Annotated in this window: 21 protein-coding genes; 14 read left to right on the top strand and 7 right to left on the bottom strand. The window is 41.9% G+C overall.

Annotated features, from left to right (window positions below):
• Nucleotides 1-348 precede the first annotated feature (348 nt).
• The 4 genes from PSYC_RS09655 to PSYC_RS09640 all read left to right on the top strand — a co-directional run bounded on the left by PSYC_RS09655 (nt 349) and on the right by PSYC_RS09640 (nt 4,830).
• Nucleotides 349-2,073 (top strand): AMP-binding protein, encoded by a 1,725-nt coding sequence (locus PSYC_RS09655; RefSeq protein ID WP_049750959.1) that lies wholly within the window; start codon nt 349-351, stop codon nt 2,071-2,073.
• A gap of 360 nt (nt 2,074-2,433) precedes the next feature.
• A complete protein-coding gene (gene rph / locus PSYC_RS09650; protein WP_011281123.1) occupies nt 2,434-3,150 on the top strand; it encodes a ribonuclease PH in 717 nt (238 codons plus the stop codon).
• A 182-nt stretch (nt 3,151-3,332) separates the two neighbouring features.
• Complete coding sequence (locus PSYC_RS09645; protein WP_011281122.1) at nt 3,333-3,824, top strand: hypothetical protein; 492 nt, start codon at nt 3,333-3,335, stop codon at nt 3,822-3,824.
• Nucleotides 3,825-4,005: 181 nt separating this feature from the next.
• Nucleotides 4,006-4,830 carry a hypothetical protein gene (locus tag PSYC_RS09640; protein WP_011281121.1) on the top strand — a complete coding sequence of 275 codons (825 nt, stop codon included), beginning with the start codon at nt 4,006-4,008 and terminating at the stop codon, nt 4,828-4,830.
• 110 nt (nt 4,831-4,940) lie between these two features.
• Here PSYC_RS09640 and hemJ read toward each other — a convergent pair whose 3' ends face one another.
• The 6 genes from hemJ to serB form a co-directional block, all read right to left on the bottom strand.
• Nucleotides 4,941-5,375 carry a protoporphyrinogen oxidase HemJ gene (gene hemJ / locus PSYC_RS09635; RefSeq protein WP_011281120.1) on the bottom strand — a complete coding sequence of 145 codons (435 nt, stop codon included), beginning with the start codon at nt 5,373-5,375 and terminating at the stop codon, nt 4,941-4,943.
• A 91-nt stretch (nt 5,376-5,466) separates the two neighbouring features.
• A complete protein-coding gene (gene bioB / locus PSYC_RS09630; protein ID WP_011281119.1) occupies nt 5,467-6,603 on the bottom strand; it encodes a biotin synthase BioB in 1,137 nt (378 codons plus the stop codon).
• Between the two features lie 209 nt (nt 6,604-6,812).
• Nucleotides 6,813-7,319 carry a hypothetical protein gene (locus PSYC_RS09625; RefSeq protein ID WP_011281118.1) on the bottom strand — a complete coding sequence of 169 codons (507 nt, stop codon included), beginning with the start codon at nt 7,317-7,319 and terminating at the stop codon, nt 6,813-6,815.
• 175 nt (nt 7,320-7,494) lie between these two features.
• Nucleotides 7,495-7,884 carry an AciT family ciprofloxacin tolerance protein gene (gene aciT / locus PSYC_RS09620; protein ID WP_011281117.1) on the bottom strand — a complete coding sequence of 130 codons (390 nt, stop codon included), beginning with the start codon at nt 7,882-7,884 and terminating at the stop codon, nt 7,495-7,497.
• A gap of 390 nt (nt 7,885-8,274) precedes the next feature.
• Nucleotides 8,275-9,300: a DUF368 domain-containing protein gene (locus PSYC_RS09615; RefSeq protein ID WP_011281116.1), complete on the bottom strand. Its 1,026-nt coding sequence runs from the start codon at nt 9,298-9,300 to the stop codon at nt 8,275-8,277.
• A 308-nt stretch (nt 9,301-9,608) separates the two neighbouring features.
• Nucleotides 9,609-10,811, bottom strand: a complete 1,203-nt coding sequence (gene serB / locus PSYC_RS09610; RefSeq protein WP_011281115.1) for a phosphoserine phosphatase SerB — start codon at nt 10,809-10,811, stop codon at nt 9,609-9,611.
• A gap of 447 nt (nt 10,812-11,258) precedes the next feature.
• Here serB and PSYC_RS09605 point away from each other — a divergent pair, with 447 nt between their 5' ends.
• From PSYC_RS09605 to PSYC_RS09585, 5 genes are all read left to right on the top strand, one after another.
• Nucleotides 11,259-12,800, top strand: a complete 1,542-nt coding sequence (locus PSYC_RS09605) for a hypothetical protein (protein ID WP_011281114.1) — start codon at nt 11,259-11,261, stop codon at nt 12,798-12,800.
• A 194-nt stretch (nt 12,801-12,994) separates the two neighbouring features.
• Complete coding sequence (locus PSYC_RS09600; protein ID WP_011281113.1) at nt 12,995-13,231, top strand: PA3496 family putative envelope integrity protein; 237 nt, start codon at nt 12,995-12,997, stop codon at nt 13,229-13,231.
• Nucleotides 13,232-13,598: 367 nt separating this feature from the next.
• A complete protein-coding gene (locus tag PSYC_RS09595; protein WP_011281112.1) occupies nt 13,599-14,156 on the top strand; it encodes a UPF0149 family protein in 558 nt (185 codons plus the stop codon).
• Between the two features lie 162 nt (nt 14,157-14,318).
• Complete coding sequence (locus PSYC_RS09590) at nt 14,319-14,795, top strand: YbjQ family protein (RefSeq protein WP_011281111.1); 477 nt, start codon at nt 14,319-14,321, stop codon at nt 14,793-14,795.
• A gap of 51 nt (nt 14,796-14,846) precedes the next feature.
• Nucleotides 14,847-15,326: a YbjQ family protein gene (locus tag PSYC_RS09585; protein ID WP_011281110.1), complete on the top strand. Its 480-nt coding sequence runs from the start codon at nt 14,847-14,849 to the stop codon at nt 15,324-15,326.
• Here PSYC_RS09585 and PSYC_RS09580 read toward each other — a convergent pair.
• Nucleotides 15,323-16,408, bottom strand: a complete 1,086-nt coding sequence (locus PSYC_RS09580; protein ID WP_041757777.1) for a formate/nitrite transporter family protein — start codon at nt 16,406-16,408, stop codon at nt 15,323-15,325. The genes PSYC_RS09585 and PSYC_RS09580 overlap by 4 nt on opposite strands.
• A gap of 320 nt (nt 16,409-16,728) precedes the next feature.
• Between PSYC_RS09580 and PSYC_RS09575 the strand changes: the two genes are divergently transcribed.
• The 5 genes from PSYC_RS09575 (at nt 16,729) to PSYC_RS09560 (ending at nt 22,749) form a co-directional block, all read left to right on the top strand.
• A complete protein-coding gene (locus PSYC_RS09575) occupies nt 16,729-19,683 on the top strand; it encodes a valine--tRNA ligase (protein WP_011281108.1) in 2,955 nt (984 codons plus the stop codon).
• 194 nt (nt 19,684-19,877) lie between these two features.
• The gene (locus tag PSYC_RS09570) at nt 19,878-21,683 is read left to right on the top strand and encodes a hypothetical protein (RefSeq protein WP_187147098.1); all 1,806 of its coding nucleotides are present in this window, start codon (nt 19,878-19,880) and stop codon (nt 21,681-21,683) included.
• 8 nt (nt 21,684-21,691) lie between these two features.
• Nucleotides 21,692-21,844 carry a hypothetical protein gene (locus tag PSYC_RS11710; protein WP_187147141.1) on the top strand — a complete coding sequence of 51 codons (153 nt, stop codon included), beginning with the start codon at nt 21,692-21,694 and terminating at the stop codon, nt 21,842-21,844.
• Entirely contained in the window at nt 21,804-22,160 is a 357-nt protein-coding gene (locus tag PSYC_RS09565) for a hypothetical protein (protein WP_227500330.1), read from the top strand. Before PSYC_RS11710 ends, PSYC_RS09565 begins: the two co-directional genes overlap by 41 nt.
• Nucleotides 22,161-22,326: 166 nt before the next feature.
• The gene (locus tag PSYC_RS09560) at nt 22,327-22,749 is read left to right on the top strand and encodes a YbaN family protein (RefSeq protein ID WP_011281105.1); all 423 of its coding nucleotides are present in this window, start codon (nt 22,327-22,329) and stop codon (nt 22,747-22,749) included.
• Nucleotides 22,750-22,941: the final 192 nt, after the last annotated feature.

Here is a 22,941-nt window from a genome sequence, read left to right as displayed (position 1 = left end):
AGAGGCTGCAAAAAATTTACACCAGCAATACGGTAGCGACTTTAAAGTATTTCAATTATATAAAGCGCTGCAGCCGTGTTCTTTTTAACGGTTTTATAGTAAATAATAGAGTTGAGTGTGAAGGTGATAATTTTTGATTTAAAAGATTTGTGAATGAAAAGATTTGTTTGCTTATGAGCGAAAAGACTTTTTATTCACAAGTTTTTGGTTTTGTAAATGGGTGACTAACGACCACGGTGATTTAATTAGAAATATTCTATATTTTAACGGCAACATTTAAGGAAAATTATGACTGACAATATCAATAAAGAGATGACAGACCATAAAGCTGTGAATAACACTCAATCAATGGCTGCAACTAACGTGTTTCCTACTATGCCGACGATAGCAAGTGACAGTCCATGGTTAAGCGCTTATGAGCGCTATGGCATTAATCCTACTATTGAGATGCCAGATGACAGTACCTCTTTACTTGATGTGTTCGAGCGTAACTTTAGCCGTTATGGACAAAAAACTGCCTACATCTGCATGGGCGCCTCTATTACCTTTAAGCAATTGGATTTATACAGTCGTCAAATTGCCAGTTATTTACAGTCATTAGGACTGGTCAAAGGTGATAAAGTCGGTGTTATGATGCCCAATATTTTGCAGTATCCCGTGGTGGCTTTGGGTATCATCCGTGCAGGTATGGTGCTAGTGAATGTCAATCCTTTGTATACCAGCCGAGAGTTATCGCATCAGCTGCATGACAGTGGTACCAAAGCATTATTCATCGTCGAGAACTTTGCAAAAACTTATCAAGATGCACAGGATAAGGGTCAAGTTAAGCATATCATCGTCTGTAAAATTGGCGACATGCTAGGCACGATCAAAGGGCCTGTGGTCAACCTTGTCGCGCGCCATGTCAAAAAAATGATTCCCGCTTATAGTTTGCCAGAGAGCCTCAGCTTTAAGCATGCACTAAATGCCGTATCAGCCAGCAAGTATAAGCGTCCTGATTTGAATTTAAGCGATGTGGCATTATTGCAATATACTGGTGGTACGACTGGTGTGGCTAAGGGTGCGATGCTCTCTCATGGTAACTTAATCGCTAATATGCTACAGATTAGCGCCTTGATGAACAGCGCTTTTGAAGAGGATGTCGACGCTACTGATGTTCTTTTGACCGCGCTACCGCTATACCATGTGTTTTCGTTTATGGTTTGCGGGATGTATAGCATGTACCAAGGTTGTGCTGGTTTGCTTATTCCAAATCCGCGTGATCTTGATGGTTTGATCAAAGAGATGGGCAAATACAAACCAGCCTTTATCCCTGCGGTAAATACTTTGTTTAACGGACTGGTACATAAAGAAGGTTTTGCAGATTTAGATTTCTCTAGTTTAAAATCCTCTATTGGTGGCGGTATGTCGGTATTACCAAGCGTGGCAAAAAAGTGGCATAAAATCACGGGTCTGCCTATCGTTGAAGGCTATGGTTTGTCTGAAACCTCACCAGTGGTTGCCTTTAACCCGATGACCATTGCTGAATTCACCGGGAAGATTGGTATCCCTGCCCCTAGTACCGATGTTATTTTGATTGACGATGATGAAAACAAAGTGGCTATTGGTGAGCGCGGTGAAATCTGTGTCAAAGGTCCACAAGTCATGATTGGCTACCAAAACTGCCCTGAAGAAACGGCTGAAAGCTTCACTGCCAGTGGTCATCTTAAAACAGGCGACATCGGTATCATAGATGAAAAAGGCTTTATCAAAATTGTTGATCGCAAAAAAGACATGATTTTAGTTTCTGGTTTTAACGTTTATCCGAATGAGATCGAAGAAGCGATGAGCGAGCATCCAGGCATAGTAGAGTGCGGCGCGATTGGTATTCCAAATGATGATCGCGGTGAAGATCCAAAGCTGTATGTGGTCAAAAAAGGTAACGTTACCGAGCAAGAGCTGCTTGATTTTGGCAAAAAACAATTGACCGGCTATAAACGTCCGCGTCATATTCAATTTGTGGATGAATTACCAAAATCAAACGTGGGCAAAATCCTGCGTAAAGAATTGCGTAAGATGGAAGGTTTAGAATAACTTTTACAGCTATTTTCATCCAAAACAGCGGTGTGATAGCTTGTGTGAATCTTGCTATTGCACCGTTGTCACGTTAGGATAACCTAACGTTTAGCCCTGTTAGGGCATTCAGCTGTCATTTATTTTAATATATAGTTGAAATACTTTAAAGTCGCTACCGTATTGCTGGTGTAAATTTTTTGCAGCCTCTGTCTGCGTAGGCACAGCAAGCAAGAAAAATTTGCACCAGTAGTAGGTGTTGTATCGATATTACTTTGCACCGACTATATGAATTTTTTGTAAATACTGACTGGCTAACCAAATAACGATAAACCTTTTATTTTATAACCTTGCTTTTACAACCTCGTACTAGGGAATTTTATGCGTATTGACAACCGTGAGCTTAATCAACTTCGTTCAATCAGCTTTGAGCGCCATTATACTAAGCATGCCGAAGGGTCAGTATTGGTCAGCTTTGGCGACACCAAAGTATTGTGTACCGCTAGTGTTGAATCTGGCGTACCGCGCTGGTTAAAGGGTAAAGGCAAAGGCTGGATCACGGCCGAATATGGCATGCTACCACGCGCGACCAATACCCGTAATCAGCGTGAAGCGGCACGTGGTAAGCAGTCAGGTCGTACCCAAGAAATACAGCGTTTAATTGGTCGTAGCTTACGTGCCATGATTGATTTGAGTAAGCTCGGTGAAAACACCATCTACCTTGATTGTGATGTCTTACAAGCCGATGGCGGTACTCGTACCGCTAGTGTGACCGGTGCTGCGATTGCCCTTATTGATGCCTTAGAGAGCATCCAAAAAACCAAAAAATTGAAAGCGGATCCATTGATTGGTTTGGTTGCTGCCGTTTCTGTCGGTATGAAAGATGGTGAAGCGTATTTGGATTTGAACTACGAAGAAGATGCCAGCTGTGATACAGACCTCAATGTGGTAATGACACAAAAAGGCGAATTCATTGAGCTGCAAGGGACGGCAGAAGAAAAGCCATTCACTCGCGCACAAGCTGATGATATGCTTGTTCTTGCCGAAAAAGGTATCGCTGAGCTTATTGCCATGCAAAAAACCGCGCTCGGTTGGTAATTTTGTTGCTAATGCTCTCTATAGTTGAAATACTTTACTGTCGCTACCGTATTGCTGGTGTAAATTTTTTGCAGCCTCTGTCTGCGTAGGCACAGCAAGCAAGAAAAATTTGCACCAGTAATACCTGTTGTATCGATATTACTTTTCACCGACTATAATTGCCAATTAATAGGTAGTAACCCATGCTTAAGCTGACTGATGACGGCGCCAAAATCACTTTACAAGGACAGCCCCAAGCATTAGACAATGGGCTGTTTTGGTTTGGTGCGGCGTTATTGGTAGGCGCAGTGGCCGTAGCGCTGGCGATGAGTTTGTTGCCGGTACGATGGTCCATTGGTGCGCTAGCATTACTGATTATCGGTAGCTTCTTTTTTAATCGGCAACGCCAACAGCATAAAAAGGCTATGGTAGGTAATATTAATAGCGGCATATTATGGGTGCGTGCTGGTGAACTGGTACATGACAATCAAGGAAAGCGTACGCCTATCCAGCTGGCTGAGAGCGATACGATAAGTCTAGTGGGCGAGCAATTAGAGATCGCTGATGGTGATGCTAGACGTAAATATCACATTAGCGGCTTTGATAATATCCAAGAAGCCACTGCTGCCAAAGCTATCTTACAAGGTCAAGCACTGACCAAACGTCATGTCACTATCAAAATGAGCAATGATTAAGGCCTTTATTATTAAAGGTTTTTTAACCTGCTCATTTTTTTATCGCTCATTTAAGCGTGATAAGGCTTGCACAATCCTGTCCAAATGGTTTATAAATAAGATTGAAAAATCTCACCATACTTATAATTGATACGGTTATCGCTACTACGGTTATTGATACTATATTGACAAGGAGCTAGTCATGTCGCGTTTGCCCATTTGGTCAATCACAACGTCGTGCAGTGCATTATTACTTACTCTGGGTGCCGTCGGTCAAGTTCACGCCGATAGTATGAGCAGCTTAATTGCTCAAAAGTCTTCTCAACCTGATTATAGCGCCCGCTATACACCATCGTACCCCGCTGTTCCTGCTGCTAAAATTAGTACGCGATCCACTATCCAACGTGCTGGTACCTTTAATAGTTATCGTTCAAATACAAGCAATACGCAACCAATTTATTCTAATAGCAGCTATGCCAATAAAAGCGACTTTAACCAAAATGCTTATGTCGGTAACACCCAAACTAATTATCGTTATCCTGAAGTACAACGCCAAGCATCATCAGTTTTGCCCGCATTTTTATCAGGCAATTATGACAATGTCGATAGCGAGTATCTACCGCTACTCAATAATGCTGAGACGCAAAGTAGTCTGGCCGCCCGTGAAGTGATTAGCACCGCCCGTAAAATGGCGCTAAACGAGCGTACGATTATTCAAGGTAGCTGCTGGGATTATCTAAATGCAGTGTTTAAACGAGCAGGGGTGACGCGCGACACCATACATAAAGGTACTTACAGTCAAGGTCCTTATGTCAATAGTGGCGAGATCGAAGTGGGTGACTGGCTCTACTATATCAATCATGGCTATAATGGTGTCGAGCACAGTGGCTTGTTTGTAGGCTGGGTTGATGAGCAAGCTAAGCAAGCGCTGATACTAAGCTATGCTGGCGAAAGCCGCCGTGAGCCTGCGCGCTATCGTGTTTATGATTTGAGCAACGTCTATCAAGTCATGCGCCCGAACGTGTAATGTGGATTTTTTTAATATATTTAATTCAGACATAAAAAAGCGTCCGTCACTTACTAAAGTTAAAGTGACGGACGCTTTTTTATTAAGCATTGCCTGTATTAAAGCCAATTTTAGAATGGTTTAACAACGACCAAAATAATAATAATCACTAAAGCAAAGACGGGTACTTCATTAAACCATCGCCAAAAAACATGCGACTTATATTGCGGGCTATCCACCAGCTTTTTACGATAAAAACCGCAGGCACCATGATAAGCGGACAATAGAATAACTAAGAAGATCTTTACGTGTAGCCAGCCTTGGGTTTTGTAGACGTCCCAACCTAAAAACACCATCCATAAACCAAAAGCCCAGGTCGCTATCATAGCTGGCGTCATGATACCGCGATATAGCTTGCGCTCCATTATAATAAAACGCTCTTGACTGATTTTGTCATCGCTCATTGCATGATAGACAAATAGGCGCGGCAAGTAGAAAATTGCCGCAAACCAGCACACTACAGAGATAATATGTGCCGCTTTAATCCAATTAAAATAATCTGCCATGCTAGAGTCTCTTTGGTTATTTTAAACAATGATAAATGCGGGCAAGCTTAGCGCAGATTATCCCATAATGGTAGCGTTATACCCAAACTACTCAGCTCAAACTAGCCAAAATGACTTGTGATTGATGACCGCTCATAGCATCCAGAACGGGCACTTGCTTTGGTAGACGAGGGGCAGAAAACTGCTTGGTTAAACCAAGCTCACGCATCAATCTATCATCACCTGATTGACTGGCATTGCCAGTTGTCAGAAGTTTATCACCATAAAAGAATGAATTGGCACCCGCCATAAATGCTAATGCTTGCTCAGCGTCGGATAAGCTTTCGCGCCCAGCAGATAGACGTACATAGCTACTTGGACAGCAAATACGCGTCACAGCAATGGTGCGAATCCACTCAAGGACTGACAATTGACCTTCTGCCAAGACCTTATCACCGATTGGAGTTCCTTGAATCGGCACCAGTAAGTTGACTGGAATTGACTCTGGTGCTTTAGGCATTTTTAGCAGCTCATGTACCCAGTCGATGCGGTCGTCACGGCTTTCACCCATACCAACGATATTACCGCTACAGACATTGATACCTGAGTTGCGTACGTTTGCAATGGTATCTAGACGCTCATCATAGCTGCGCGTACTGACTACTTGCTCGTAGTAACTTCTAGAAGTATCCAAATTATGATTGTAGTAATCCAGTCCAGCATTTGCCAACTGCGCGGCTTGATCAGTATCTAGCATACCTAGGGTCATGCAGGTCTCAAGTCCTAAGGCTTTGACTTCTTTGACCAGTTCCACCACATAAGGCATGTCTTTCGCGCTGGGGTGCTTCCATGCAGCGCCCATACAAAATCGCGATGAACCAGTGGCTTTTGCGCGTTTGGCAGCGGCAATCACTTTACTCACCTCTATGCGTTTTTCAGCAACTAGCTCAGTTTTATCGCGGTGGTGACCAGATTGTGAGCAGTAGCCGCAATCTTCAGGGCAGTTGCCAGTCTTGATGGACAACAAGGTACTGATTTGTACTTCATTGGCAGTAAAGTTCTGACGATGTATGGTTTGTGCTTGTAATAACAAGTCCATCAATGGCAAATCGAATAATTGAGCAATTTGCTCGCGACTGTATTTACTGGCAGTAGATTGTGTGGCATCAGTCGTTAATGACGCTAAAAAATGATCGTTCTTGGTATTAGTGTTGTTATTTGGCTCTGTGATATTAAGTAGTGCTGACATAATCTAAATCCTTTTATAAAGATATTAAGCAGGGTCATAGAAGATAAACATCAGATGTCGCTCATCTGTTTTAATTTTTAGACGTACGATCTACAATAAAAAAAGGTTGCGCTATAGTATAGCGCAACCTTTTTAGAAAATCAGAACCTAACGAAATAGTTACGCAGCTACCAGTAGCAGCTATCTATCCATTGCTTCTGATTATTCGATTATTTACCCAACTTGTGCTTAGCAACACCGACCCAATGGTTGGCAAGTTTTTGGGCTTTATAAGCATACGGCTTGGCTTTTTGGATATAAGGCTTACACTCTTCTGGAATAGTTGGCACGATATGCTTGGCAAGCTTATTGAACCACATCATTAGGCTGTAATCGCCTTCTATGCTTAAATTGCCTTCTTGCACGGCAGTCATAAAGGCAGGCAAGCTGCCTTTGGTCAAAAGTTTGACGCCTGTCATTGAATCTTTAAAATTAATAGTCAGATCTGCTTCTTTGGCATGACCACTATGTTGGCTAAATTCACCATTATCAAAGCTATAATAACGCGCCACATCCGCTTCAGTGCTGGCAAGTTCAATCGTAACCTTACGATCCGCTAATAACGCTTTGACGTCTTCATTGTCGCTATCAGCAAGCATAGACAAGCGATAACCAATCACCGCCAATAAAACATCTAATGGGTCAGACTTAATCTCCAAAACCGGTACAGTAAACATAAACAAACTCCTAAAAAATGAGACGCAAAATAATGCGTACTTTATAACAATTTTTGTGACAAATATATAAGTACCTAGATTATAAACGATTGCTAGGTATCAATTCTTTAGGAGTTACGTAGAGAGCCTTAAGTATCTTGTAACATTCGATAACAGCAATATGATAACGCAGGGTTTAATAAAAGCGCGGCTGATAGTCGTCATCATAGACGGGTGTGTGCTCAATATAGCGCGCCGTATGCAGCTCCCGCTCTTGTATCATGCTGCGACTGACATCCTCATAGCGTAGCGCTCGATACAAGACCCATGCGCCTAAAGGCAACCAACTGACACCCATGGCAACCACGTAATTGTGCCATTCTGACCATAGAAACCAATGGGTCACTAAACGATGAATCACTTCTACCGCTAACCAGTAGCCCATGCCACCAAACAAGTACCAAAGCAACCAGCGCTGTGATGACATAGCAATGGCGACAACTGTGCTTAAAAACAAACCATAGCCAATTATGGTGCTTGTGCTCAACGACTCGCTACCAAACGTAGAAAATATTGTTAATAACATTATTCATCTCGCTCTTCATAAGGTGAATTCCAACAAGACTATTATGGAAGTTTACAGCACAAAGCTAAAGAGTCTGAAGGTGCCTTTGCGACAACAGCTGACGTTTGGTTTTTTAAAAGTATTTAGCAAAATAAACGACAAATTTTGCTGTCGTAGACATCAAAAAAATCGCCATGATATGGGCGATTTTTTTTGATGGTAAGGTTTGATAGTAAGGTTTGATAGTAAGGTTTGATAGCAAGAGTAGATATAGTTGAAATACTTTACAGTCGCTACCGTATTGCTGGTGTAAATTTTTTGCAGCCTCTGTCTGCGTAGGCACAGCAAGCAAGAAAAATTTGCACCAGTAATACCTGTTGTATCGATATTACTTTTCACCGACTATATGTATTAAGGGCTAGGGCTACGACGACCCCAAAGCGATAAAGCAGTCACAAGAATGGCACCCAATAGCATCAAGCTTAAGGTGGTTAACCATTGAGCACCGGTAGGGTAATGCCATGGCATGACGTTATGGATGGCTTCACTATTTAATGTCCCTAACGCATCGGTTTTCCATGGCCAGACTTTGACCAACGAGCCTGCAATAAAGCCGATCAGCAAGGCCAGAGTCGCTTGATAATAACGGGATAATAACCATTTTAGCATACGGGTAAAGAGCAATAATCCCGTTGCCATACCAGCCACCAATGTAAAGATAATGACAAAGTTTAAGGTATGAACGGCTTCGAGCACCGTATCATAAGCACCCATCAACAATAAAATAAAGGATCCTGATATGCCAGGTAGGATCATCGCACAAATAGCGATAGCGCCGGCAACAAAAAGATAGGGCAAGCTTGGTGTGGTGTTCATCAGAGGCAAGCTGCTAATAATAACGGCGCTGGCTACTCCAAGCAGGAACAATAACGCCCGCCCGATATTCCAGCGTTTAATCTCACTTAATAAAAGAAAAACAGTTGCGATGACCAAACCAAAAAAGAATGACCAAATCATCAAAGGCTGATTATCTAATAAATGCTTAATAACACTGGCAAGCGTTGCAAGGCTAGTGGCAACACCCATCAACAGGAACAATAAAAAAGTGGCATCGACTTGTCGCCATACCGCTATTAAACCTTTGATACCACCCTCTTGACGAAAGACTTGCCAAAGATTGGGACCAACACTGCTCAAAGCGTTAATTAAGCGCTCATAAATACCAGCAATCAGTGCGATTGTACCACCAGAGACACCCGGTACAATGTCAGCAGCGCCCATTGCCAAGCCTCGAACATAGACACCTAGCAATTGCTTGGGACTATTTTTATAAATCGGGCTGCTTTCGTCAGCCACAGGTTGGTTATCTAACTGGGTGGAAGATGACGGGGTGGAAGATGACTGGGCATCTGGCCGTGGTGATTGTGATGCCGTCATGGACGTTCCTTCTTATTGAACAAGATAAAGTTACTGGACAAGATAAAAGTGACAATAACGAATGGCAGTATAGTATAGTCGGTGAAAAGTAATATCGATACAACACGTACTACTGGTGCAAATTTTTCTTGCTTGCTGTGCCTACGCAGACAGAGGCTGCAAAAAATTTACACCAGCAATACGGTAGCGACTTTAAAGTATTTCAACTATAGCGCCAAAAAATACTGTAAAGCAGAGAGTAAACCATAAAAGCTGGACCAATCAAAATATATTAGCCCAGCTTTTGGATCGATGTAGATGGTAAGTAACTAAGTTTTGCTACGTTCATTGCTATGTGCAAATGCCGGATAGCCTAGGGCATATAGTACCCCTTCAAGCCCTGTGACATTGACAGCTGCATCGGCGCGCGCTTGTACGATGGGTTTGGCATTAAAAGCCACGCCCAAATCAGCCAGGGCCATCATCGGTAAGTCATTGGCACCATCACCGACACAAACCACTTGAGACATGGTAATCCCTAGGCGCTCAGCCGTATGGGCAACGATAGCTGCTTTTTTAGCACCATTAACGATAGGCAGCTGTATATGACCGGTGACTTCACCTTCTTCGATATCTAATGGGTTGGCGTGCACTTCATCAATACCCAATTGCTCAGCGATATAGCGCGCAAAATAGGTAAAGCCACCGGATACCAGTACCGTATGATAGCCCAAAGCTTTTAGGGCGCTGATGGTAGCACGAGCGCCTGTCGATAATATTAAGCGACTGCAAATCTCATCAAGTACGCTGATTGGAATGCCTTGTAATAGTGCCACGCGCTGCGCAAAAGATTCATTAAAATCCATTTCGCCGCGCATTGCTGCTTCAGTGATAGCTTCTACTTGCTCGCCAATACCTGCCGTTTTTGCCAGCTCAACGATGACTTCTTGTTCAATCAACGTAGAGTCCATATCAAAGCAAGCAAGCTTATGGGTACGCAGCATATGACCAACCGATAAGATATGACAATCAACGACATCCGAATGATCGCTTACGACTGTGCTTTGAGCGTTGTTATAAGCTTCAGTCAAGTCGTGACGCAAACGCGTGGTCAATTGGTCATCAATGATGTGTGCGGCTGCGGTTTTTTTGGCAGGATGCATCAGGGTATCAGTCATTGGCACCAATAAATAACGGAACACTTGCACATCGATCAATGAGTGTTTGGCAAAGGGTTGCGTCATGTCTATATCAGCAATCTCAATATCTACAAAATTGGCATCGGCGTCTTCTGCGACTGTGACCAGATGCCAATTTGGCTGCTCATCAACCCATGATTGCACATATTGGTGGATATCGAGCGAGGATACATGCGTCGGCAATACCACAATTAAAGCAAAAATAGGCAAGGATTGTAGTGCATCAACATCCTGTAAGTTGGTACCCTCTGGTAACAGGGAGGCCACGGAATCAACCGCCTGTTGCCATGCTTTGCTGTCTTTTGGTAACGAGTAAGATGTATTGTTTGGCATCGCTCAATTGTCCCTTGTATGCTGATATAAGATTAGGAATAATAACAGCTTTACTGAGCAGCGCCTATAGATGAGACGCAAAGTATCAACGGCAAATAAAACGGCTACCGTAGCAAAAAAAGCTAAGTAAAATTAAAATGAATCATTACAAAAAAATTATGATACTCGCTAACGCCATAACCCTTACTATGGTGATATAGTAGATGTCAATGAGTGGGTGAGCGAATAATAAATACTGGTTAAATGTTTTTACCTACACACAATTGCACAACATAACTACTGTACGATGGCAGCGTCTAATAATCAGTCTCTTTACGCAAAAAAAACGTTATTTAGACAATGCGGTATTGAATTGAACAAATATAGCTGCATACTCTTGCAAAAATGAGCGAATGAGCAATAGCCTCATTTTTTAACTCCATTTATCCAAAAAAAGTTTACCATATCATGACCTATTTAGCGCCGCGGCAAGGGTTGTTTGCCATCATTCTTCTGGTTAGTTTTTGTTTGCAGACGCTATTATTGGTCATCAGTACCGACCAACAGCTGAGCAACAGTCGTGCGCAAAAAGGCGAGCAGATGGTCGCCCAGCTCATCGATGAAGCACGCCTGTCTTTAGAAAACAAAGATCGTGTCAGCTTAAGCGTCATTGCCAATCGTTATACCAGCGAGCAGGATGTGACTCGCATCTTGATTAAAGACAATAATGGCGATATTCTAGTGCCCGTCGGCAATGCGCCGATGCAGCAGGGTGATATCATTAGCCAAATTGCAACCAAAGACGATGCGGTCATCGGTAGTGTGGTATTGACTCTAAAAGACATTAGCAAGGGTGAAATCATCGCCATGCAATGGCTGTTTGTGATTGGCTCGATGGTGCTGCATCTGCTGCTGTGGCTGATTTATAGTTATATCGCCCGTCCAACCAGAGAGCAAATCAACGCCATCAGCCGAGATGTTCAAGATTTGCATCGTGAGCAATATACGCAGCAAGACCAGCGCGGCTATGATCGTGAGCGAGAACGTCGTCAATCAATGCCTACTGCTGATGGTGAGAGTGTTACTAATCAGAATAGCGGCCTGGTAACTGATAATCATACCCTTTTAGATGGCCAGTCTAACTCTCAAGTAGCTGCCGATGCAGCGTATAAGCAGCAAATCAATACGCGTAAATTAGATATTCATAGTGCTGTCAATCAGTATGTTCGAACTCAGCAAAATCAAGACACGCCACTCGATGGTAATACTAATGGTACAATTGATGATACTGATGCTGCCAGTAATATGACAGACAGTCCTCTCAAAGACCATACTGCTCATCAAGCTGTAGACAGTAGTCAGCAGGCTAATAACCACGCTAACAATCATGCCTCTCGATTGTCTGCTACCAGAGCATTTGATAGTGTCAGCATCCAGATTGTCTTTCATGACGAGTTTAATATGCTTGAGCGCTTGGCACCGTCTCAACGTCTGCCGTATTTGGCATTGTGTACGCAGCTACTAAATCAGGCGGTGACTGAGTTACTGAAACAGCCATTGCTGTTGGGTGTGAGCGCACTCAATGAACCACACTTTGATGAAAGTGGTGCTTATGTGATGCTTAAAGCAGAAAATAGCCATGCAAAAGTTGCATTGGCAGGCGTGATGCTAGCCAAGCTATACCTGATGCTGAATAAAATTATTCATGATAAGCATATTGAGCTGTCACGATTCGCCTTGCCAGCAAAAGCTGGCGTCAGTGATAATGCCCAAGTCGATGCCATGACGCATCTGCTCGCCAGTGTCGGTAAAAAAGAGCAGATGCTGATTTTATTGCCGAATGATGGTCTTAAACAAATCAGTCATCACGTACAAGTACAAAGCGTCATGCGTCCAACGACGGTTTATGAGCGTGAGTGCGCAATATTCGATGGTGGCAATGATGCTATGATTCAGCGTTTAGCAGATGTGCGTAATGCGGTATTGATGATTGACGACTCAGAAGAGTAGGCTTAGATGGTCTGTTTAACTGACAGGAATTCTCTACAATTGCCTGCGCGATAATGACCAGTAGTGTCTTGTTGTTGACTTGTAAATGCGTCATGGTAATAAAAAGCATTGACAAGGCTTAATAGAGACTTTATAAGGCATATATATATTGATAACTTTTCAGTAATTTTGCCAAAAAAAGATAGGAGTTGGTCATGAGTGATGCTGATATTGATGACGATTTTGATGATGATTTCGTTGATGATGATGATGCAAAGATGGTTGAAGAAGCAGAGACGAGTGTACGTACACGCTTAAGTAGCCTTGAGAAGCGTCGTCTAATTGATAATTTGCTAGAAGAGAAACGTTTGGCTAAAGAGCTAAAAGATGACCTTGATGATATCGATAATTTCGATGAAGATGGCGATGATTGGGATGATGACGAACTCTAATTCGTCGTCGCTACAATGAGGTTGTCACGCAAATATTTTGCTAATAATTTTTAAGTTTTGATTTGCGTTCTCATGGCTATTAGCTAACCATCGTTAACTAATTATCCTAAGCGTGCTGTGCTAAGCTGGTTGGATTCTGCTTTTAATGGTACTTAACAGTACCTATAATTATTAACAGTACCTATAATTAACAATACCTATTTAACCAGCTATTTTCCACCGCTTTATTTTAGCCATGTTCAATGTAAAAAATGCTTTGGACAGATTGCCTTAGTTCAGATCACCGTCGTCTTTATACCTCTCGTCATTTTATATAACCCTTATTTATTGCGCCTGACGCAATCCATCTTTCAAGGACAACCACACCATGACCAGCCAACTAAGTTTTGATGAACTACTCGATTATTTAGACAACGAAGAAAGCGCATTTGTGCTCGATAGTGTTGCCACTCATGGTTTTTTGACCGCGACTGTTATTGGACGTCCGTTACCTAATTGGTTAGAGGCACTGTTTGAAGATCATGTGAGTGATATTCCAGAAAACGTGATTGATGGCATTCAGCGCTGGCGCGAGTCGATCATCGCTGAGCTAAAAAACGAGACGCCTATTGAGCTACCGTTTGGTGAAGATGCGGGCAATGAAGAAGTGGCGGTCGATTTTTCTGATGATTCAGATATCGTTGCTTGGTCGATTGGCTTTGTCGATGCAATGTATGGTGATGAAGCCAGTGATTGGATGGAAAACGAAGAGACCGCAGAAGATGTAGCAGTCTTGACCTTGCCGATGATTGTGCTGAGCGGTATCGATGATGAAGACCCTGAGCTTGCTGAGATGCGTAAAGATCAAGATAAAATGGTACAAATGGTAAACAGCATCGAAGGCAACTTAACTGAGCTGTTTTTGTTGTTTCATACCAATGACTAAAGAGTTTGCTCAATAAAAGTTATTTGAGCAATGTGCTTTTTAAGGCATCGTGCTTTTATCTTGAACGGACGATACGTTTTTTATCATTCTATACGTCGCTCATTCTTTAAGTCGCTAATTCTTTAAGTCACTCATTCTTTAAGTCACTAATAAGGCCGTACTATGACTGTGCAACTCTCCAATCTTGAGCACTTGCCTAACTATCAGATTACTGAGCGCTTGGATGTGGTATACGGCAGTACCGTGCGCTCAAAGCATGTTGGTAAAGACTTATTTGCGGGTCTAAAAAACATCGTAGGCGGTGAGCTCACTGCCTATACCGAGCTGTTAGAAGAATCGCGTCAAGAGGCGATTGATCGTATGATCGTCAAAGCGGAGGCATTGGGTGCTGATGCAGTGGTTGGACTGCGTTTTTCGACCTCTAGCATTGCGCAAGGTGCCTCTGAGCTGTTTGTTTATGGGACAGCGGTCAAAGCCGTACCCATGCAGCAGCAACCTATTTATCAGTCATCGAATCAGCCACCTAGTCATCATTCAGGCCACTCTCAATATGAGGAGCCTGTACCATCAGCTGCCCAGCCGTCAACAACGGCACAAGCAAATGATGACTTGCCACGCTTTAACCCTTTTGGTGAATAAGACTACGCTCAAATACTGACTGGTAGCCTTTTTGATGATAAGAGACGTTCCATGAATCAATCGTTCACCCAAATGCTGATGAACTATGCACCGCTGCTTGTTTTATTCATAGTTGGCTGGTTTTTTGGTGCGCGCCATGAGCGTCAGCATTTGGCAAGATTGACTATTGCTGAAGCTGAGTTAAGCCATATTATTGTCTCAAGTGAGCGTTTTTATGTACCAAAGATGGTTAATCATTCTGAAGGTGAATTGGTGCTTGGTAGTGTCGTTATCGCGCAAGATTATTTTAAAATGGTGATTGCCAAAGTGCTGAGTCTTTTTGGTAAAAATCTTACCACTTATGAAACTTTGCTGGATCGCGCTCGTCGTGAAGCATTAGTACGTATGCGCACTCAAGCGCAGATGAAAGGCTATAACCATATTTATGGTCTGCGTCTTGAGGTTAGTAATATTAATCAACAAGGGAGTATGGTCGAAGCCATTGCTTACGGTACAGCGGTTATGAGTACTGAGAATCGCAAGCCGCATTAAGATCGACGTGCATCTGTTCTTGCTTTAGCGTCGGCTGCTTGTTCTTTTACTTTTTCGATTTGGAATAAGAAAGTACGGTTTTTGAGGACTGCGACAAATACCACGCCGCCGATGGTATTGCCTACCAACACCACAGCCAAAAATAGCAAATAACGCCCCAAGCTAACTGTATTTCCATAGAGCAGGGCAGAAAAAACCTCGATATTGCCAACGATACTATGGTGCAAACCCAAAAATCCGATACTACCTGTAATCAGGCTGACCAACACAATACGGCTCAGTGTGTCGCGTGCTGAGGTTACAAGCCATGCGGTGACGCCCATCATCCAGCCTGCCAATATGGCACTGCCAAATATCACCCACCATCTAAACCCTAAAATATGCTCGGCATAAGTATCAATATCGCTGACGCTAAATAGCTGCATATTTAAACCCAAGCCTATCATTAACGCCGCAAATAAACAGCCACCAACGATGTTACCCGCAATGACGATGCCCCAAAGGCGTAGCAGCTTATTAAGCGGTTCGATTTTATTGAGAACAGGTAGGCTTAAAAGGGAGGTCTGCTCAGTAAATAATAATGATTGACCAATGATGACGATGATAAAACCAATTGGATAAAGTAAAGAGGCGAGCACAACGGCGTAATGGCTCGGTAGTACGCCACTTAGAAGTGCAAAAGCCGATAAAATCATAAAGAAGCTGATGCCAATCTCAAGACCAGCGGTAAAAGCACTGGTAAATAACGACCCAAGTGAGCGCTCAAAAGTTTCTCTGGCATCCATAACCTGCTCAACTAATATGCTGGCATAGCTTTTTGCTTGACTTAAATTATCATCATTAGCGACTTTTTTGATAGTTTCTTTGTCTTCTTCGCTAATATCCTCAGAGAAATCTTTGTCCTCTAAACTTTCTCTAACTTCAGTGCCGTCTGGCATATCGGCATTTTTATCTTCAGCGTCCAGTTTTGCAATATTCTGTTTGCTAGCGTCATACTGAGGATTAGCGCTAACATCAGTCAAGCGTCTATCGTCCATCTTATCGGCTTCAAAATTACTTTTATGCTCGGTATCTTGGGACACAGTCGGCTCGCTGTTTATCAGATAGTGATTTTAGGATAAAAACACCATTTATTATGCTATGCGATGGCTATATAAGTTATCGCATGACCTATATTTTATAACACGACAAGGATCTGTTTTGTTGGAAGTTCAGCCGATTGGCGTTGTTTATTGGTGTTTACAGTTATTAGTGTCGCAATGATACCCTGCAAGCCTGATAAATTACCTTAGCATCTAACAAAATCTGGCCATCTGCGTTAAAATCACTCTACTAATCATTTTCCTCATTTATCCACTTATGTGTTTGCCTACATTCATTATTAACAAAAGACCATTTCATTATGAGTAATCCCAATAACATTGAAAGCAGCAAAACCAATCTAACCACTTCTATCCAAGCGGCACTTAGCCAACTGGAGAACGCCTACAACCCAAGCGAGGTTGAAGCAGGCATGTATCAAGGTTGGGAAGACAGCGGTTATTTTCAGCCAACCTTTGATAAAGACGAGTCATTTTCTATCGCCTTGCCACCGCCAAACGTCACTGGTTCACTGCATATGGGGCATGGTTTTAACAATGCGATTATGGATGCACTGACCCGTTATCACCGCATGGATGGTGACAATACACTGTGGCAGCCGGGTACCGATCATGCGGGTATTGCTACCCAAATGGTGGTTGAGCGTCGTTTAGAAGCTGAAGGTATCAAGCGCCGTGATATGAGCCGCGAAGACTTTATCGATAAAGTCTGGGAATGGAAAGAAGAGTCGGGCGGCAATATCACCCGTCAAATTCGCCGTTTGGGCAGCTCAGTCGACTGGTCGCGTGAGCGCTTTACCATGGATGATGGTTTGTCCAATGCAGTAAAAGAAGTGTTCGTGCGCCTGTTTGATGATGGTTTGATTTATCGTGGTAAGCGTTTAGTCAACTGGGATCCAAAATTTCAAACGGCGCTTTCTGATTTAGAAGTCGAAAACGTTGATGAAAAAGGCAGCTTGTGGCATTTCCGCTACCATTTCACTGATACAGATATCACCACTCAAGACGGCAAAAACTACTTAGTCGTTGCCACTACACGTCCTGAAACCTCACTGGGTGATACGGCAGTGGCGGTTAATCCAAAAGATGAGCGTTACGCGCACCTGATTGGCAAAACTATCACCTTACCGATTACCGGTCGTATCGTGCCTATCGTTGCCGATGATTATGTTGATATCGAATTTGGTACGGGTTGCGTAAAAATCACCCCAGCCCATGATTTTAATGACTATGAGCTTGGTCGTCGTCATGAGTTGCCACTGATTAATATTTTGGATGCTCATGCCCATATTTTGCCAGCAATGGAAGTCTATCCAGACTTGCAAACGCGTGAGCCAACGCTAGAAACCACGCCCGCTGACTATGCAGGACTTGAGCGTTTTGCCGCGCGCAAACTCTTAGTGGAGCAAGCTGGCGAGCAAGGCTGGTTAGAGAAAATCGAAGACTACGCGCTAAAAGCACCGCGCGCGGAACGTGGCGGCGCAATCGTTGAGCCGTGGTTAACCGATCAATGGTATGTGGCAGTTAAAGAGCTGGCTCAACCTGCGATTGCCGCCGTAGAAGACGGTCAAATTGAATTTGTCCCAGCGCAGTATAAAAACATGTATATGGCATGGATGAATGGTATTCAAGACTGGTGCATCAGCCGTCAGCTGTGGTGGGGACACCGTATCCCAGCATGGTATGACGAGGAAGGTAGCATCTATGTCGCGCGTGATGAGGCGGAAGTACGCAGTAAATATAATCTAGCTGCTGATGTGAAATTGCGCCAAGATGATGACGTCCTTGATACGTGGTTTAGCTCTGGCTTATGGACGTTTAGTACCCTTGATTGGGCAGATGTTAATGCCGATCCACGCGTGATGGAAACTTTCCATCCAACTAGCGTCTTGGTCACTGGCTTTGATATTATTTTCTTTTGGGTGGCGCGCATGATCATGATGACCATGCACTTCGTTAAAAATGAAGATGGTACGCCACAAATTCCATTTAAGACCGTTTATGTGCATGGCTTAGTGCGTGATGGCAATGGACAAAAAATGTCTAAGTCAAAGGGTAATGTCCTTGATCCTATTGACATCATCGACGGTATCGAGTTAGAGGCGTTGGTAGAAAAACGCACCAGCAATATGATGAACCCTAAAGACGCGGCAAAAATTGAAAAGCAAACGCGTAAAGAGTTCCCTGAAGGTATCCCAGCATTTGGTACGGACGCGCTACGTTTTACCTTTACCTCCCTTGCCAGTACCGGTCGCGATATCAACTTTGATTTGAAACGTGTCGAAGGCTATCGTAACTTCTGTAATAAAATCTGGAATGCCAGCCGCTTTGTATTGATGAACTGTGTCGATAAAGAGGGCAATGCCCAAGCCATCGACCAAACCGCCAATGCTGACGTTTGGGAATTGCCAGAAAAATGGATCATGAGTCGTCTGAACTCGACCATTACCAATATCCATCAGCATTTTGACCAGTATCGTCTTGATATGGTCAGCCATGATATTTATGAATTTATCTGGAATGAATACTGTGATTGGTATGTTGAGCTTGCCAAAGCCAGCCTCAATGATGACTCGGTATCAGACGAGCGCAAAGCGCAAATCCGTTACGTGCTGCTGCATGTGCTTGAGACGGCGCTACGCTTTAGCCATCCCATCATGCCGTATCTGACTGAGCAAATTTGGCAGACCATCGCGCCGCTATTAAATCGTAAAGAGACCGATAGCATCGTGATTGCCGCCTATCCACAAACCGATAACAGCCAAATCAGTGAGCAAACTGAGGCGGATATGGCGTGGCTACAGGAGCTGATCGCGAGCGTACGTAATATCCGTGGTGAGATGAAATTGGGCAACGCGGTACGTCTGCCAGTGCTGCTACAAAATATCTCGGCAGCGGAAGACACACGTCTATCGCGTATCGCCAATCAGTTTAAGGCGCTTGCTAAAGTGGAAAGCTTAACCATTCTAAAAGAAGGCGATGAAGTACCATTATCATCATCAAGTATGGTTGGGCAGTTGCGCGTCCTTGTCCCGATGAAAGGGCTGATTGACCCAACGGCTGAGCTGGCTCGTTTAGGTAAGTCATATGATAAGTTGAAAGGTCAATCTGAAGGTATTGCGCGCAAGTTAGGTAATGAAGGCTTTGTCAGTAAAGCGCCTGTAGAAGTAGTCGATGCTGAGAAAGCGAAGTTGGCTGAGTTAGAAGGGCAGTTGACCGCGATGACAGCGCAGATGGAGGAGTTGAAAAACTTATAATTGAAACGTAGATATCTGTATTAACGAAGAGCGCTGTCATATTTATGATGGCGTTTTTTATTGTCTACTGCTTAGTTCTCTGACTAACTCTTGGTCAATTATATAACTGAATATTTGTGTGCTATTGTATGAACTTAAATCTAAGATATGAATGAAAATATTCAGGGCAAGTAAAATATAAGTATTTGATTCTATTGGGAAGTAATGAAATGGTATGTGAACTATCAAGTGGCTGCAAAAATGATGTTTATGGAAAGCTTAAGTACTGTGCGCTGCATTGCTCAGATGGAGAAATTGAAAGTAAAGATATGGATGATTACTTGCAGGAGTTTTCTAAAGTATTTATGAACTATTTATATGAAAATATTTTAAATAATAAATTTTATAAAGTAGGGAAAAATAGGGAGATTACACCTGATTACGAAATTAATGAATTTAAGTATGAAAATATAATAGATAATAAGCTTTTAACTGAAAAACTAAGCACAATGAATATTGTAATTGAAAATATACTTTTCCCGAAAAGTAGTAATCTAGATAACTTTATTTTAAATGCTAGAACAGTTATAAATTATTTAGGAAAGGTTGATTTTAAAAATTGTAGATTCGGTCATCTATATTTTAATGGGATTAAAAATTATTACCATAAATATTGCACTTTTAGTGAAGGTATAGAAATACATCCATCTCCACAAGTGAGAACTAAAGATAACAAGGGAAGTATTGAGTATAGATATGTAGACTGTATCTTTGAGGGAAATATTGCTTTAACCCCATCTATTTTCACTGATGAGATACATTGCAACATGTTCTATCATTGCTTTTTTAAGAGTAATATATTAATAAGTAATTTAAAATTCAAAAAGACATTATTCAAATTCCCTGATATTTTACAGGTCATAAAAAATAAAGAGGCCATTGATGTCAATTTCAGTAGCAAGAAAGAATTTGACAGAATTAAGTATTGTTATAAAATAAAAAAATTGTCGATTATTGACTGTAGTTTTGAATCTGATTTTAAATTAAATGGAATTAGTAAAGAGTACTGTCAAAGAATTGAGAATGCAGGATACGAAATTGACAATGATATTTTACACATAAGTAATCTAGATACTATAGATACCAAATTCAAAGCTAAAGTTGAAATTAAATATAGAAATATCGATAATTTAAAATTTACTAATTCTAATGTAGATAAAGTCTTTGATACATTTCAAAGTAAGTTTGTACAAGCAAAATTCAGCAAGAGTATTTTCAATGATTTCGCTGGCTTTGAAGAAGTTGAATTTGGTGTAATAGATAATAAAAATGATATACAGTTTCTAACTGTATTTGAACATGTGACGTTTCTAGACTTCTCAAGTTTTAGGGGGGCTAATTTTAGGTCGGGTTTGGATTTCTCAAAAACAAATCTAAAAGACAAGCCTAACTTTCTAAATGTGGAAATTAGCCGAGTAAATACTAATCGAGAGACATTTAGGATTATTAAGAACTCTTTTGATGATACAGGGAACAATATTGAAGCAAACAAGTTTTTTATTGAAGAAATGAAGGCTTATAGAGAAGAGGTTAATAAAAATAGTAGAAACAGTAATAAATATATTTTCATAGATAAGGTGTTGATAATATTAAAAAAAATATTTAATAAATTTACTAATGAAAATTTTTATAGAAAATTTATAATTAATGCTAATTATTATATATCTGGATTTGGAGAGAGTTATATAAAACCTACGTTTTGGTTGATATTTTCTTTGATAATTTATACTTTAGTTTTATATATACACGGTTTATATTTTGATTATTTTGATTATTTTATTTGGAGTGGTGTAGAGTGGTTTTGGATATTCTTAAATAATATGGCAATGAACTTATTGCCTTTTAGTAAGTTTTTAGAGAAAAAGAGTGGTATTGAATTTATCAGCTTACTATTTTATATTTGGTTTGGCATACTAATTTGGCAAGTTGTCGTAGCTGTTAAACGACATACTCAACGTTAAGGAACACCATGAACCCTCTCACCGTCGGACAACGCGCGCCTTTAAGCAACCTTGCTATTGACGACACCGTGCCAATAACGCTTAAATTCACTCGTCAAAGCTCTCACCCTAAGCGCCTTGTTGTTAAGCCTAAACGCTTGCGTCTCACTGCCGACCAATGAAAATACTTTAACAGATGCCGATCTCATTCGAGCTGCCCAGCAAAAAGAGTCAGCACCAACCGAAGGCGCACAGCAGTGGGTCATTGGTGTGCATAACGGTATCGAAGTGGTCAAATCATTCCAGTGCTCAGACCTCTGTCCACAAAATACCTTGCGCGTGATTTATTATGACGTGCCTACTGATGCCACTTGTGAGAATATCGGCGGCGTGACCAAATCCATATTAGTACCCATCGCCATTACCGTGATGCCAAAAAAATACTGCTTTCCAAAGGCAATCGCAGACTACTGGGAAAGCTATCCTGCCAAATCATAGTGAATATCGACCTACATTTACCTAACTGCTAAACAAGCTACCTATCCGTAGCAAAACCATGCAAAATCAGTCTTGAACTAAGTTATCAATTTCTTTATCTTTGATAGCTTATATAAGTAGTCCATACCTAATGACCTAACGTCTAACACTGACTGATAAAACTCCCATGACTCAATCAAAAAAAGCCTTTTATTATCGACCCAAGACCAATCAACATACCAGCCCTACCGTACGCTGGATGTTTTTGGTATTTGGCTGGCTGTTTTTCGCCTTGGGTATCATCGGAATATTACTACCTGTCATGCCGACTGCACCTTTTATATTATTGGCAGCGGGTTGCTGGGCACGTAGCTCTCGGCGTTTTCATTTTTGGCTGATCAATCATCGTTATTTTGGGAGTTTTGTACGTGATTGGGAGAATAATCATGCGGTGCCACTCTATGCCAAGTGGCTGGCGACGATAATGATGGCAATTTCAACCACTATGTTATTTTTTAATATTCCCGCCGATATGATATGGGTGGCATGGCTGGTAGGCGCGGTATGTACTGGGGTAGCGGTCTATTTGTTCCGTTTACCAAATGCCTAAAATGCGTTGATTTTAGGGTCAAAAACCGTGAAAAATGGGCTTTGGTTACACGAAACCTAAGATAAGACTTGCGATAATGGGATCTTGCCTTTATAATACCTCCAAGCTTAAGAGCAGTTCTGCACCAAATCATTACCTCGTAGTATTAGTTATAATCCTTCGTTTTAATATTTATCGTTCAGTAGCTATTTG

The organism is Psychrobacter arcticus 273-4 (assembly GCF_000012305.1).
Taxonomy (GTDB): domain Bacteria; phylum Pseudomonadota; class Gammaproteobacteria; order Pseudomonadales; family Moraxellaceae; genus Psychrobacter; species Psychrobacter arcticus.
The sequence above is the reverse complement of the archived record's forward strand: the minus strand, read 5'-3'. Positions and strand labels throughout refer to the sequence as shown.